Genomic DNA, 13,536 nt, shown 5'->3' with positions numbered 1-13,536 from the left:
CGCTCAAGGCAAGGCGAGAACAGTTTTCCCGCCCAACAGACGGATAAGGGCCTTCGCCACATCAACGTCGAAGGAGGGAAGCAGCGTCGCCCAGGGCGCAGGTACACCGACCTTGACCCCTCCATCCGCATCCAGGGCCGCCCCGATCAATGCATCGCCGCGCCACAGGGCCGGCTCGGCAAATTGTGCTGCAAATTGAAGATCCTGGGGCAGATCAGGGTCTGCCTCGGCTGGATGATCGCGTGCGACGCCCCCGAATGGAGCCACATGCAGACCGTCGCCATCGGTGATCCGATAGCGCCCATCCCAGAGCATCCCCTGCCTAACACGCATTCTGACGGGCAGGTTGCGCCGTTCACGGTGAAGATAGACGCCGCTGGAACGATAGTCGATCACGGACCGCGACAATGTGGCGCAAACGCCGTCCCGCAGCGCGGCAAAGACGCGCTCCGATGCGTTCTCGGCCGGCAAGTGGGACGCGCCTCCGACCATCGCTGCCAGGACCCTCAAGGCATAGAGCGCCCCCGCACTGTCCGTGTCTTCCACAAGAGCCGGATCAACCCGATAGAGCCCCGGCGCCATCCGGCGTACATGATCGTCGATTATCCGCGCCGCACGCATTCCAAGCAAACGACGCTCGCTAGCGACATCGTCAGCTTCTGCAACGCATTCTGCTACCCGTTCAGGAGTCAGTGAGCGGCGCACACGCACGCGCTCATAATCTGGATCATCATTGGTCGGATCATCGATCCAGCGAATGTTCTGCTTCGCCAGATAATTGCGGAGCTCCGCCCGTCCGCAGGCAAGCAATGGCCGCACAAACCAGATTCCGCTGTTGTGGAGTGAAGCCGGGGCAATGCCGGCACCACCACGTCCGGTGCCGCGCGCAGTACGCATGGATACCGTCTCGGCCTGGTCATCCCGGGTATGGCCCGTAAAGACAAGCCCTGCCCCGACTGACTGCGCCGCCTGCGCAAGAAGCTCCAGCCGAGCCGCGCGCGCAGCGGCCGAGAGGCCCGTCGCCGGCTTTTCGCCGCGCCAGACCATCGTGCGGTGTGCGATGCCGCGGGAGGCGCAAAGCCCGGCAACAAAGCGCGCCTCATCTGCGGCTTCCGCCCTTAGCGCGTGATCGACCGTCACGGCTGTAAGAGCCGGAGCATCTGCCTGTGAATCGAGGAATTCCTGAAGAAGAAGAAGTAGAGCGAGGGAATCGCCACCGCCGGAGACCGCTGCAACCACACCATGATGCCGGGAGAATGCGATACCGTCGAAAAGCTGTCGCGGATCTGGCTGCATCACCGGGTTCAACAACCCGCGAGCGCCTGTTCCTGCTTCACGCGCTCGCGCAGCGCCGTGGAGATATCAGGGTATTTCTGGCCAATTTCGTTATAGGTGACACAGGCCACGTCGCGCTGGTTCATCGCAGCAAGCGAGATGCCGAGCTTGAGAAGCATATCAGGCGCCTTGTCGGCATTTGGATACTCCCGGCTTGCGCGCAGAAAGATCTCCGCTGCATCGCGATAACGGTCCTGCCCAAGAAGCGACTCTCCGAGCCAGAAATGCGCGTCCGGTGTACGGGTATCGCTTGGAAAGCGGTCAATATGCTGACGGAAGCCGGCTTCCGCCGTCTTGTAATCGCCCGAAAGAATGAATTCGTAGGAGTTCCTGTAGAGCTCTTCCGGGTCATCCGCAGAGGGAAGCGAGGCCATCTGGTCACCTTGTCCGATCGGACCAATCTCACCCGAGCGGGTGAGATCGATGGGCTCGCCGACTTCTCCGCCGACAATATTACCATTTGCATCGAAACGAACGCTGCCGAGCGTTCGTGGTGGTTCACCAACGGTCGGCGCGTCCCGTGATGCACTTTGGGTTCCACCGTTCAGATTGCCCTCCGGGCTATTCGAAGGCGGCAGCCGCTCGGTACGCTGGTCGGAAAGCCCCCCTGCCGGCGCTGCTCCCGATCCGCCGTTTTTTTCCAACTCCTGAAAACGGAACTCGTTATCCTCCTGCATGCGACGCAATTGATCCTGCATCTGCAGAATCTGGAAGTTCAGCTCTTCCACACGTCCATTGAGTTCACGGACCTGCTCTTCCAGGCCGCTGACCCGTGGATCGCCCGCCTGGACAAGAACAACGTGACCACCATTCTGTTTGGCAAAGCCGGCTGTTGGCGCTGTCGCGGGACCAAACGCAAAAGCGTGCCCCGCCATGAGAAACGGCAACGCTAGAACGCCGCCGAGAATAGTTCGCAAAAACATTCCAATCTCGCTTTCGCAATAGACAACAGGGCTGTTCTTCGCCCCATTTGCTCTTTATCAGGGCGCGAGACTTCGGCCAAATTTTGAATTTTGGCATCTGACGCCGAACGCAAAGGCGCATTTCACTCTCGAAACCGGTCACATAAACCGCTATATGGCGCTTCAAAGGACTAGGAATGGCACGCATCTATCAGACACGGGCCTGGGAAAACCAGCTTTCGCCTTCGCTTCAGGAGATGGAGCTTTTAGCGCTCGAAGCTTATGCAAATTTTCCCGAGGAGTTTCGTCAGCTAACGGGCGAGATCATCATTCAGGTGGCGGAGTTCCCCACCGAGGAAATCATGGACGATCTCGCCCTGGAGACGCCTTTCGACCTCCTCGGTCTGTTTGAGGGGCGCGGCATCGCTGAACGCTGGAACCCCGCCACCGGCGAAGGGCCGAACCGCATCACGATTTACCGGCGCGCCATTCTTGATTACTGGGCCGAAAATGAGGAGACGCTGGGCGACATCATCAACCACGTTCTCATTCATGAAGTCGGCCACCATTTCGGCCTGACCGATGATGATATGGCGCGTATCGAAGAGGCTGTGGCCTGACTCAATATTCCCCGAGCTTCATCTCGGGTGTGTACTCCACCCCTTCGACCTCCTTGTAGACCGCCTGTCCGCACCGCATGGATTTGGCCTCGGCATCATAGGCATAGCTGGGGGAACCGTGGAGCAGCCAGCCCTTGTTGAGAGCAGCCGTCACCTTGTGACAGAAGCTTGCATCGTCCGGGCCGGTCAAAAAACGATAGAGTCTCATCGGGCCGTCTCCCCACTCTCTTTCAGTCTGATTGCACTTTCAATCTGATTGCACTGGCGCGCTCGAGCAATGTCTGAGCCATCTCCAGATGCAGACGTTCCACCATGCGCCCGTTGAGCGAAATCACGCCGCGCCCGGCGTTTTCGGGATCTGCGAAGGCGGCAACGATGGCCTCGGCCTCGGCAATGGCTTCGGAGGAAGGTGCAAAAACCGCATTGGCCGGCGCGATCTGTGCCGGGTGGATGAGCGTCTTGCCGTCGAACCCCATCGAGCGCGCTTCCCGGCAGCTATCCTCAAATGTATCGAGATCGCGAAAGTCGTTGGACACACCATCAAGCACTGAAATACCTCCGGCGCGCGCCGCCATGACCAGTTGAAACAGAAACGGCGCCATATAGCGGCGGTCTTCGGTCAGGGCGACCCCGGTTTCCTTGGCAAGGTCATTCGTCCCGGCAACGAGACAGGCGAGGCGCGCAGCCGGATCGCGCCCGAGCTCCGCGATCGGCCCCAGATTGAGCACGGCGCGCGGTGTCTCGATCATGGCCCAGAGTTTCAGGCTGCGTGGGGCATCGGTTTCATCAAGGGCGGCATCCGCGTCGAGAATGTCGCGGGGGCCATTCACCTTGGGCAGGAGAATGGCATCGGGCTTTACCGCGCGCGCAGCGAGAAGATCCTCCGTCCCCCAGATACTCTTCAGCGCATTGATGCGCACCACGACCTCGCAATGCGGGCGGTCTCCGCCGTTCAGGAAATCGCGCAGGCGCTCCCGCGCGTCGAGCTTTTCCTCCGGTCCGACGGCGTCCTCCAGATCATAGATCACCGCGTCGCAGCCAAGCGTTGCGCTTTTGACCAGCGCTTTTTCATTGCTGGCGGGCACGTAGAGAACGGATCGGCGAAGCTGTGCTGGGTGATGGTGCATATGCGTTTCATGGCCCAGCCGCGCTTTCGGCGCAAGAGAGCTTTGCTTTGCGGGGGCGGCTTGTGTATGGAGAGGCGGCAGATAAAATGGCCGCGCAGACAACGGACCAGGATTCATGGACAAGTTTATCAAGCTGACGGGCGTTGCCGCGCCCATGCCGATCGTCAATGTCGACACCGACATGATCATCCCGAAAGATTATCTCAAGACGATCAAGCGCACCGGCCTCGGCGCCGGGCTTTTCGCCGAAATGCGTTTCAACGAGGACGGTTCCGAGAACCCCGACTTCGTGCTCAACAAGCCTGCTTACCGCAATGCCAGCATTCTCGTTGCCGGCGACAATTTCGGCTGCGGCTCAAGCCGCGAGCATGCCCCATGGGCTCTGCTCGACTTCGGCATTCGCTGTGTCATTTCCACCAGCTTCGCGGATATTTTCTACAACAACTGCTTCAAGAACGGCATTCTGCCCATCAAGGTCAGCCAGGAAGAACTGGACATGCTGATGGACGACGCGCAGCGCGGCGCCAATGCGACCCTGACCGTCGATCTGGAAGAGCAGGAAATCCGCGGCCCAGATGGCGGCGTGGTGAAGTTCGAGATCGACGCCTTCAAGCGGCACTGCCTGCTGAACGGCCTCGACGACATCGGCCTCACCATGGAGAAGGCCCCGGCCATCGAGACCTTCGAGAACAAGTACACGGAAAGCCATCCGTGGGCGTAGACCGGGATGATAGAGGCGGCCAGCGCCGCCTCATCTCCACGGGGTCTCCCTTCGAGAAGACCGCAGGCTACAGCCGCGCGGTCGTAGATGGAGAATGGTGCTTCGTCTCCGGCACCACGGGCTATGACTATACCACCATGGCCATGCCCGACAGTGTGGAAGAGCAGACACGCAACTGCCTTTCCACCATTCGCGCAGCGCTGACCGAGGGCGGCTTCGAGCTCGCCGATGTGGTGCGCGCGCATTACTACGTAACCAGCCGCTCTTATGTGTCCCGTGTCTTTCCGATCCTGGGCGAAGCCTTCGGCGATGTCCGGCCAGCAGCGACGATGATCGTCTGCGAGCTGAACGAACCGGAGATGAAGATCGAGATCGAGGTGACCGCGCTGAAGCGCAACCGTACCGCTTCGTACGGCAACAGCCTTGCGCAATCGGGCGCGGCGGATTAGCAAGACCCTCGAATTACCAGTTCGAGAGGCTTTTCATGGCAACGCGCAAACTTCTTCTCCTCCCCGGCGATGGCATCGGCCCCGAGGCAATGGCCGAGGTCAAGAAACTCATCGACATGATGAACACCGACTTCAATGCCGGGTTCGAGACCGAGGAAGGGCTGGTGGGCGGCTGCGCCTATGATGCGCACGGCCAGTCGATTTCCGATGCCGATATGGACAAGGCCATGGCGGCGGATGCCGTTCTGTTCGGCGCGGTCGGCGGCCCCAAATGGGATGGCGTGCCCTATGAGGTTCGGCCCGAAGCCGGCCTTCTACGCCTGCGCAAGGAGATGGAGCTGTTCGCCAACCTGCGCCCCGCGATCTGCTACCCGGCGCTGGCTGCCTCCTCTTCTCTCAAACCGGAAGTCGTCGAAGGGCTCGACATCCTGATCCTGCGCGAGCTGACCGGCGGCGTGTATTTCGGCGAGCCCAAGGAGATCATCGACCTCGGCAATGGCCAGAAGCGCGGCATCGACACCCAAATCTACGACACCTACGAGATCGAGCGCATTTCCGGCGTCGCCTTCGAGCTGGCGCGCACGCGGAGCAACAAGGTCTGCTCCATGGAAAAACACAACGTCATGAAGTCGGGCGTACTCTGGAAAGAGGTCGTCGCCAACACGCACAAGGCGAAGTATTCCGACGTCGAGCTGACGCATATGCTGGCTGATGCCGGCGGCATGCAGCTCGTGCGCTGGCCCAAGCAGTTCGACGTCATCGTCACCGACAATCTGTTCGGCGACATGCTGTCTGACGTTGCCGCCATGCTCACCGGCTCGCTCGGCATGCTGCCTTCGGCTTCGCTCGGCGCACCGGACGAGAAAACAGGCTCGCGCAAGGCGCTCTACGAGCCGGTACATGGTTCCGCACCGGACATCGCCGGCCAGGGCATCGCAAACCCGATCGCCATGATTGCCTCATTCGCCATGTGCCTGCGCTACTCGTTCAACATGGTCGAGGAAGCGGATCGGCTGGAGAAGGCCATCGCTTCGGTTCTGGACGACGGCCTCCGCACGAAGGACCTGATGTCCGAGGGCATGACCGAAGTCGGAACCACCGCCATGGGTGACGCCATTGTCGCCAAATACAAGGCGCTCGCCTAAGGCCTCTTTGCGGCCGGCAATGCCGGCCGCTCGTGCTATTTCGTTGACTTGCGCCCGATTCAGCGTAAAACAACGCCCGGAAACGGAGACCCCTTTGCCATGTGCGCGCACCATGAAGCGCCATCAGCACAAAGTTTTTTGAACGCGGCCGGGAACGGCAGCGTCGGTTTCCGCTTTACCAAAACGACAGCCAAAACGACGACCAAAACGGTCTGACGCCTCGGCTGCTCGTTCTCTCCCCGGGCCCAGCCGGGGAGAAGGTGCCTGCCAGATGCAGGCCTTCAAATAAAAGCCAAGCGGAGAGAGACAGGAGTAACAAACCAGATGGGTTTCAAGATAGCTGTCGCCGGCGCCACGGGGAATGTCGGCCGCGAAATGCTCAATATCCTCGAAGAGCGCGGCTTCCCGGCAGACGAGATCGTCCCGCTTGCTTCCCGCCGTTCAGTCGGCACCGAGGTTTCCTACGGCGACAAGACGCTGAAGGTGAAAGCGCTCGAATCCTATGACTTTTCCGACACCGACATCTGCCTGATGTCGGCAGGCGGCTCGGTCTCCAAGGAGTATTCGCCGAAAATCGGAAAGCAGGGCTGCGTCGTGATCGACAATTCGTCGGCCTGGCGTTACGATCAGGACGTGCCGCTGATCGTTCCCGAAGTGAACCCTGACGCGGTCGAGGGCTTTACCAAAAAGAACATCATCGCCAATCCGAACTGCTCCACCGCTCAGCTCGTGGTCGCGCTCAAGCCGCTGCATGAGGCAGCGACCATCAAGCGCGTGGTCGTGTCCACCTATCAGTCGGTTTCCGGCGCGGGCAAGGAAGGCATGGACGAGCTGTTCGAGCAGACGCGCGCCGTTTTCGTCGCCGATCCGATCTCGACCAACAAATTCACCAAACGCATCGCCTTCAACTGCATTCCCCATATCGACGTCTTCATGGAAGACGGCTTTACGAAGGAAGAGTGGAAGATGGTCGCCGAGACCAAGAAGATGCTCGACCCGAAGATCAAGCTCACGGCAACCTGTGTGCGCGTGCCGGTGTTCATCGGCCATGCGGAAGCGGTGAACCTTGAATTCGAGAAGCCGATCACGGCTGACGAGGCACGCGAGATCCTGCGCGAAGCGCCGGGCTGCCAGGTGATCGACAAGCGCGAGGACGGCGGCTACGTGACGCCTTACGAGAGCGCCGGCGAAGACGCCACCTATATCAGCCGCTTGCGTGAAGACCCCACGGTCGACAACGGGCTGGCGCTTTGGGTTGTCTCCGACAATCTGCGCAAGGGTGCTGCTCTCAACACGGTGCAGATCGCCGAACTTCTGGTCGCCAAGGGCCTGATCCAGCCGAAGAAGAAAGCTGCCCGAGACAAGGCGAGTTCTTCGATTGAAGAATGAGAAAAGCGGGCCTTCGGGCCCGCTTTTTCTTTTGCGCGGTGTTTGTGTGACGAGGCCGGCGCTGGCCCCTCATCCGCCTGCCGGCACCTTCTCCCCGCATACGGGGAGAAGGAGGATGGCCGCAACGTGGATGCCTCCCTCTCCCCGCGAGCGGGGAGAGGGTAAGGGTGAGGGGCGAGCGCCATCTCGGATAGCGTCACACCACATCTCAAAACAAAAAATGGCGGGCCTTTCGACCCGCCATCTTCAATAGCCATGTCTGCAAAGCTTACTCGCTTGCAGCGGCCTCTTCAGCCGGTGCCTCGGCGGCGGCTTCAGCCTCGGCTGCAGCTGCCTTTGCGTCTTCCTCGGCCTGCTTGGCGGCGTCAAGACGCTCCTGTGCCTTCTTGCCGGGCTTCGCCTTGTTCGGGTTGCTGCGCTCCGGACGCTTGGCGATGCCAGCCTGATCGAGGAAGCGAAGAACACGGTCGGTGGGCAGGGCTCCGTTTGCGAGCCAATGCTTGATGCGCTCTTCGTTGAGAACGACGCGCTCACCATCCTTGGGGAGCATCGGGTTCCAGGAGCCGACTTTCTCGATGAAGCGGCCGTCACGCGGGCTGCGCACATCGGCGATAACCACATGATAGTAAGGACGCTTCTTGGAGCCCGCACGGGCCAGACGAATTTTCAGTGCCATGGTTTCTTCCTTTCGATAATGGCTTTCAAGCCGGCAACACGTGCCGGAATCTCAGGCGCGGCTCGCCGCGCAGTTCAGTGGGAGACATGGGCTCGGCACCCAGCCTCTTGGCAACGGCCTGTGAGGCCAGATTGTCCGGATGGACGAAGCTCATAAGCGGCGGCAGTTTCAGGTCTTCAGCCGCCCAGACCTGCACACGGCGGGCCGCCTCAACCGCGTAACCCTTGCCCTCGAAACCGGCATAAAGGCTCCATGCCAGCTCAGGCTCATCAAGCAGTGGTGGGTGCCACAAACCCACACAGCCGGCCACCGCATCCGTGTCTTTCACCTGAACAGCGAACATGCCATAGCCGTTCAGCGCCCAAGCACCGGCCATGGATGAAAAGCTTGTCCACGACTCAAACCCGTTTTTCGGCCCCCCAATATGGCGTGTACGCTCAGGATCCGCGCAAAAGGCCGCATACGCAGGGAAATCGTCCCGCTGCCAGCCGCGCAGGATCAAGCGCTCGCTTTCAAGGACCGGTGTCATGCTCAAGCGTTCCCATCGCCCTTTGAACCGTTGCCATGCTCCTCGGCAATCGCCTCGTGATGGCGGATCACCTCGCGGATGATGAAGTTGAGAAACTTTTCCGCAAAATCCGGATCGAGATTGGCGTCATCGGCAAGACGGCGCAGGCGCGCGATCTGACGCTCCTCACGCGCTGGATCCGCCGGCGGCAGATCGTGAACGGCCTTAAGATGCCCGACAGCCTGGGTGCAGCGAAAGCGCTCCGCCAGCATGTGAACGAGTGCGGCATCGATGTTGTCGATGGAAGCGCGCAGCTCGAGAAGCTTTGCCATGGCCTGATCCGTGTTGTCGCTCATCGGATTCCCTTACTTCTTCTTCGGCAGTCCGGGCAGACCGCCAGGCAGACCCGGCAAGCCGCCACCCGGCATTCCCGGAAGGCCCTTCGGCAAACCGCCCTTGGGCAGACCGCCGCCAAGGCCCGCGGCTTCTGCCTGCTTCTGCAGAGCCTCAAGCTGCTTCGGATCCATCTTGGACAGATCGGGCATACCTCCCCCAAGACCACCCGGCATGCCACCGAGCCCCATCTTCTGCGCCATGCCGCCCATGAGGCCACGCATCATGCCGCCCTTGCGGCCCTTGCCACCCATGGCCTTCATCATGTCGGCCATCTGGCGGTGCATCTTCAAAAGCTTGTTGATCTGCGCCGAATCCGTGCCGGAGCCGGCGGCAATGCGCTTCTTGCGGCTGTGCTTGAGCAGCTCAGGATTGGCGCGCTCCTTCGGCGTCATCGACTGGATGATGGCGATCTGACGGCCGAACATCTTGTCGTCGAGACCGGCGGCGGCCATCTGGTCCTTCATCTTCCCCATGCCCGGCATCATGCCCATGATGCCGCCCATGCCACCCATGTTCTGCATCTGGCGCAGCTGCTCGGCGAGATCGTTCAGGTCGAACTTGCCGGCCTGCATCTTCTTGGCCATCGCCGCGGCCTTTTCCGCATCGATGGTCTCGGAGGCCTTCTCGACCAGCGAAACGATATCGCCCATGCCCAGAATGCGGTCGGCGATGCGCTTGGGATAGAACTCCTCGAGCGCATCCATCTTTTCACCAACACCGATCAGCTTGATGGGCTTGCCGGTGACAGCGCGCATGGAGAGCGCCGCACCACCGCGCCCGTCACCGTCCATACGGGTCAGGACGAGGCCGGTGATGCCGACACGGTCGTTAAAGTTGTTGGCGAGATTGACGGCATCCTGACCGGTGAGCGAGTCGGCCACCAGAAGGATCTCGTGCGGGTTCGACGCGCTCTTGATGTCCGACATCTCGACCATCAGCGGCTCGTCGATATGCGTACGACCGGCCGTATCGAGGATAACCACATCATGGCCGCCGAGGCGGGCCGCCTGCGTGGCGCGTTTGGCGATTTCCACCGGCGTCTGGCCGGCAACGATCGGCAGCGTCGCGACACCGGTCTGCTCGCCGATCTGCTTGAGCTGTTCCTGGGCGGCGGGGCGGCGCGTGTCGAGCGACGCCATCAACACCTTCTTGCCCTGCTTCTCGGTCAGGCGTTTGGCAATCTTGCCGGTGGTGGTGGTTTTACCGGAGCCCTGCAGACCGACCATCATGATGACAACCGGTGCCGGTGCGTTGAGGTCGATGGTCTCGCCCTCGGTGCCCAGCATCTCGACCAGTTCGTCATGAACGATCTTGACGACCATCTGGCCGGGTTTGATCGATTTCAGAACCTCGGCGCCGACAGCCTTCTCGCGCACCCGGTCGGTGAAGGAACGCACAACATCGAGCGCCACATCCGCCTCGATCAGCGCACGGCGCACCTCGCGCAGGGCCGCAGAGACATCCGCCTCCGACAGCGCACCGCGGCCCGTCAGGCCATTCAGGATGGAACCAAGGCGTTCCTGAAGCGATTCAAACATCCGCGTTCCTCATGTCTCGCATCTTTCGTGGTCATGCGAGAGGTAATGCATCCGCGCCTGAGCTTCAAATATCGCGCAAAGCCGAAAAGCACCCGGGGGCGCATCGCGCTGCCGGGTGTTGACCTCCAGGATCGCTACTTTCTATCGAAAGGTGCCCTGGTCGGCTGCTCGGAGTTGTCACTCGTCGCGGAATTTCGCGCTTGTAGACAGGAAATCGTCTCCGGAGTCAAGAAAAAGCGTTGTTTGCCTCTCGTTGCGGTCGGCAGACCAAGGCTCTCAGTGTCTTGCTTCCAAGGGATGGCGTCTCTCCAGTTCTGCTTTTCGTTTCTCTTCCCCACACATCTCCAGGAGATGAGTGGGAAGGTCCTCGCAGAAGCCAGGATAGTATCGCGCAGCCAGCCAGACAATGAACCAGCTGGATGCAACCTGACGCTCGATCGGCTCAGCGGTGGTAAGGAGAGGATGTTGCGCGGGCAGAGGCGCGCTGCTCGCAGTACCAGGTGCAGTCACCACCCATGCGCCGTGAGGGTCAGCGGACAATGGAGGTGACAGAAGGCTGTAGCTATCCTGATGGGCCGCCTCAGCCGGGCGGGAGAACGAATAAACGATGATGGCAGCCATGATGATCGTCAATAGAGAGGCGCCTGCCGGTCTAACTCCGTCTTGAGCTTTCATAGAAATTCCTGTTCTTGAAATAATCCCGCATGAACGCAGCACCCTCACACGCAGACCCCGCCGGAAAACAGACATTCATGGCGAAAAGCCAACGAGTGGTGCCAGATCGGGAGAAGGTTATAAATTAGCTGGCTAATAATAAGTGTTAAATTGCCGCTTTTGGTGCCTTGCGTCAAGTGTCCGCAAAAGATCAATCAAGAAAGCGCTGCGGCGAGAATATCGCCGCAGCGCGTTACAATTAGCCGATTAATCAATTAGGTGCCGAATCTACCGGTTACCGCACGACATAGACGATGCGACGCGTCTCCGGCTCGATCAGGACCGGCTGCTGGTTCACATAGACATAGCGGTATTCGTAGTCGGGGATCTCACGCACCTCCACCGTTTCCGGAACAACGGCTCCGACCACTGCCTCGCCTTCCAGATAGACAGGTTCAACCTGGTTGCTTTGAATGTAAGTTGCGACTTCTGCTGGAGGTGGGGCGATAGGTTCCACGGTGCCGATAGCCGTTTTACGGCCAATCAGTTCTCCACGAACAGGTTCGACTTCCACACTCGAGGTCGCTTCAAAGGAGACCGAGGGCAACGCCTCGGCTGGACGTTCGGTCACCACCACATAGTCCTCACCGCCCTCGAATGGCGCTGTCAGATAGTCCGAGTAAGCCCAGCCATCCACACCGGCATGGTTGACTGCGCACCATTTGCTGCCTTCCCGACAACCTTCGATTTCGGCTTCCTCATTCACGCCAATAACGCCAACGATGGGATATTGCGGGCCCGGTCCTGAGCGAATGTTGAGGTCGGCCGTTGCTCTGGCAAGCACCTCGGCACCGGCAACACCGGTCAAGGCCAGAAGAGCTGCACCAGCAGCTGTACTTTTGAGAAGCATCGTATTCATGACTCATCTCCAGTCGGTTTCAACTGGGGCTCAAAACGGACCGGACCGCGATCAGTTCCGCAAAGGACAACCACAAATGAGACGATTTTTGTCGCGAAAGGGTTCGGTAATGACCGCTATGCTAGGAAACTCAACGCTTGCGACCGCCGACATGTTGTGTAATCGCTGGCAGCATCACATTATATAGCCATCATTTATCTTAAGGAGAGCAACATGGCTTTCGGGGGAAGAGCGGTGGTCCTGGCCGCTGCGGTTAGCGCCTCACTTCTCATGGCGGGGCATGCCTCCGCCGCACAGTGTGGCAACAACGCTGGGGGCTTTGAGGCCTGGAAGGCGCAGTTCAGCCAGGAAGCGGCGTCACGCGGTATCGGCCAGCGCGGCCTCAATGCGCTGGCGAAGACCCGGTATGCCAGCAAGACCATCGCTGCGGATCGCGGACAGAAGAGCTTCAAGCTATCGCTGAATTCGTTCATGCAGAAGCGGGGTTCGAACGCAATCATATCGCGCGGCAAGGGGATGAAGAAGAAATATGCTCGTCTCTTCGCCAATATCGAGAAGCGCTACGGTGTTCCTGCCGGCCCGCTGATCGCGATATGGGGCATGGAAACGGGCTTTGGTGGCTTTCTCGGAAATCAGAATATCGTTTCAGCGGTTGCCACGCTCGCCTATGACTGCCGTCGTTCCGACTTCTTTACAGGCCATCTCTATGGCGCATTGACCATGGTAGACCGTGGAATGCTACACCCTGACGCACGGGGCGCCGCCCATGGCGAGATCGGCCAGACCCAGTTCCTGCCGGGCAACGCTTTGAAATATGGCGTCGATGGTGACGGCAATGGCCGAGTTGACATGATCCGTTCCAGCGCTGACGCGCTCGCCTCCACCGCAAACTTTCTGCGGGCTCATGGCTGGCAGCGCGGTGCCGGCTATCAGCCGGGACAGCCGAACTTCCGCGCCATTCAGGGCTGGAACGCGGCGAGCGTCTACCAGCAGGCCATCGCCATCATGGCCAAGGAAATCGATGGGTGAGGAGCGTCCCGCGTAGCGGGCAAAAAATCTAGCGATTTGGCTTTTTGAGCGACGAACGCCCGGAGCAATAGCGAAGGGCCGGCAGATGCCAAACCCTGCCGCCTGCTGCTAAACACACAAAAAAGCCG

15 protein-coding genes are annotated in these 13,536 nt (G+C 60.2%); 6 read left to right on the top strand and 9 right to left on the bottom strand.

Annotated elements, in window-relative coordinates:
• Positions 1-3: 3 nt before the first annotated feature.
• Together tilS and ybgF are read right to left on the bottom strand one after the other, a co-directional pair.
• Complete coding sequence (tilS, locus tag AC2CHD_RS15605) at positions 4-1,296, bottom strand: tRNA lysidine(34) synthetase TilS (RefSeq protein WP_484554427.1); 1,293 nt, start codon at positions 1,294-1,296, stop codon at positions 4-6.
• A gap of 8 nt (positions 1,297-1,304) precedes the next feature.
• Positions 1,305-2,258, bottom strand: a complete 954-nt coding sequence (gene ybgF / locus AC2CHD_RS15600; protein ID WP_229449476.1) for a tol-pal system protein YbgF — start codon at positions 2,256-2,258, stop codon at positions 1,305-1,307.
• A gap of 176 nt (positions 2,259-2,434) precedes the next feature.
• Here ybgF and AC2CHD_RS15595 point away from each other — a divergent pair, with 176 nt between their 5' ends.
• Entirely contained in the window at positions 2,435-2,857 is a 423-nt protein-coding gene (locus AC2CHD_RS15595; RefSeq protein ID WP_484554426.1) for a metallopeptidase family protein, read from the top strand.
• 1 nt (position 2,858) lies between these two features.
• On the opposite strand, the gene AC2CHD_RS15590 is transcribed toward AC2CHD_RS15595, so the two are convergent.
• Positions 2,859-3,065 carry a DUF1737 domain-containing protein gene (locus AC2CHD_RS15590; RefSeq protein ID WP_229449474.1) on the bottom strand — a complete coding sequence of 69 codons (207 nt, stop codon included), beginning with the start codon at positions 3,063-3,065 and terminating at the stop codon, positions 2,859-2,861.
• A 22-nt stretch (positions 3,066-3,087) separates the two neighbouring features.
• Positions 3,088-3,984: an HpcH/HpaI aldolase/citrate lyase family protein gene (locus AC2CHD_RS15585; RefSeq protein ID WP_484554425.1), complete on the bottom strand. Its 897-nt coding sequence runs from the start codon at positions 3,982-3,984 to the stop codon at positions 3,088-3,090.
• 115 nt (positions 3,985-4,099) lie between these two features.
• Between AC2CHD_RS15585 and leuD the strand changes: the two genes are divergently transcribed.
• From leuD to AC2CHD_RS15565, 4 genes are all read left to right on the top strand, one after another.
• On the top strand, positions 4,100-4,705 hold the full coding sequence (leuD, locus tag AC2CHD_RS15580; RefSeq protein WP_229449472.1) for a 3-isopropylmalate dehydratase small subunit: 606 nt from the start codon (positions 4,100-4,102) through the stop codon (positions 4,703-4,705).
• The gene (locus AC2CHD_RS15575; RefSeq protein ID WP_484554424.1) at positions 4,696-5,154 is read left to right on the top strand and encodes a RidA family protein; all 459 of its coding nucleotides are present in this window, start codon (positions 4,696-4,698) and stop codon (positions 5,152-5,154) included. The genes leuD and AC2CHD_RS15575 overlap by 10 nt, the downstream gene beginning before the upstream one ends.
• A 35-nt stretch (positions 5,155-5,189) precedes the next feature.
• Entirely contained in the window at positions 5,190-6,299 is a 1,110-nt protein-coding gene (gene leuB, locus AC2CHD_RS15570) for a 3-isopropylmalate dehydrogenase (protein WP_484554423.1), read from the top strand.
• A 324-nt stretch (positions 6,300-6,623) separates the two neighbouring features.
• A complete protein-coding gene (locus AC2CHD_RS15565) occupies positions 6,624-7,688 on the top strand; it encodes an aspartate-semialdehyde dehydrogenase (protein WP_484554422.1) in 1,065 nt (354 codons plus the stop codon).
• Between the two features lie 268 nt (positions 7,689-7,956).
• Here the strand turns inward: AC2CHD_RS15565 and rpsP are convergent, their stop codons facing one another.
• The 5 genes from rpsP to AC2CHD_RS15540 form a co-directional block, all read right to left on the bottom strand.
• On the bottom strand, positions 7,957-8,364 hold the full coding sequence (gene rpsP, locus AC2CHD_RS15560) for a 30S ribosomal protein S16 (protein ID WP_484554421.1): 408 nt from the start codon (positions 8,362-8,364) through the stop codon (positions 7,957-7,959).
• Between the two features lie 25 nt (positions 8,365-8,389).
• Complete coding sequence (locus AC2CHD_RS15555) at positions 8,390-8,893, bottom strand: GNAT family N-acetyltransferase (RefSeq protein WP_484554420.1); 504 nt, start codon at positions 8,891-8,893, stop codon at positions 8,390-8,392.
• Positions 8,894-8,895: 2 nt separating this feature from the next.
• Complete coding sequence (locus tag AC2CHD_RS15550; RefSeq protein ID WP_484554419.1) at positions 8,896-9,228, bottom strand: chorismate mutase; 333 nt, start codon at positions 9,226-9,228, stop codon at positions 8,896-8,898.
• A gap of 9 nt (positions 9,229-9,237) precedes the next feature.
• Entirely contained in the window at positions 9,238-10,806 is a 1,569-nt protein-coding gene (gene ffh / locus AC2CHD_RS15545; RefSeq protein WP_484554418.1) for a signal recognition particle protein, read from the bottom strand.
• 949 nt (positions 10,807-11,755) lie between these two features.
• Positions 11,756-12,379 carry a DUF1236 domain-containing protein gene (locus tag AC2CHD_RS15540; RefSeq protein WP_484554417.1) on the bottom strand — a complete coding sequence of 208 codons (624 nt, stop codon included), beginning with the start codon at positions 12,377-12,379 and terminating at the stop codon, positions 11,756-11,758.
• A 213-nt stretch (positions 12,380-12,592) separates the two neighbouring features.
• Between AC2CHD_RS15540 and AC2CHD_RS15535 the strand changes: the two genes are divergently transcribed.
• Entirely contained in the window at positions 12,593-13,408 is an 816-nt protein-coding gene (locus tag AC2CHD_RS15535) for a lytic murein transglycosylase (RefSeq protein WP_229449463.1), read from the top strand.
• Positions 13,409-13,536: the final 128 nt, after the last annotated feature.

The organism is Nitratireductor sp. ATLC21 (assembly GCF_057196525.1).
Note: the sequence above shows the minus strand (reverse complement) of the source record. Positions and strands in the feature narration are given on the sequence as shown.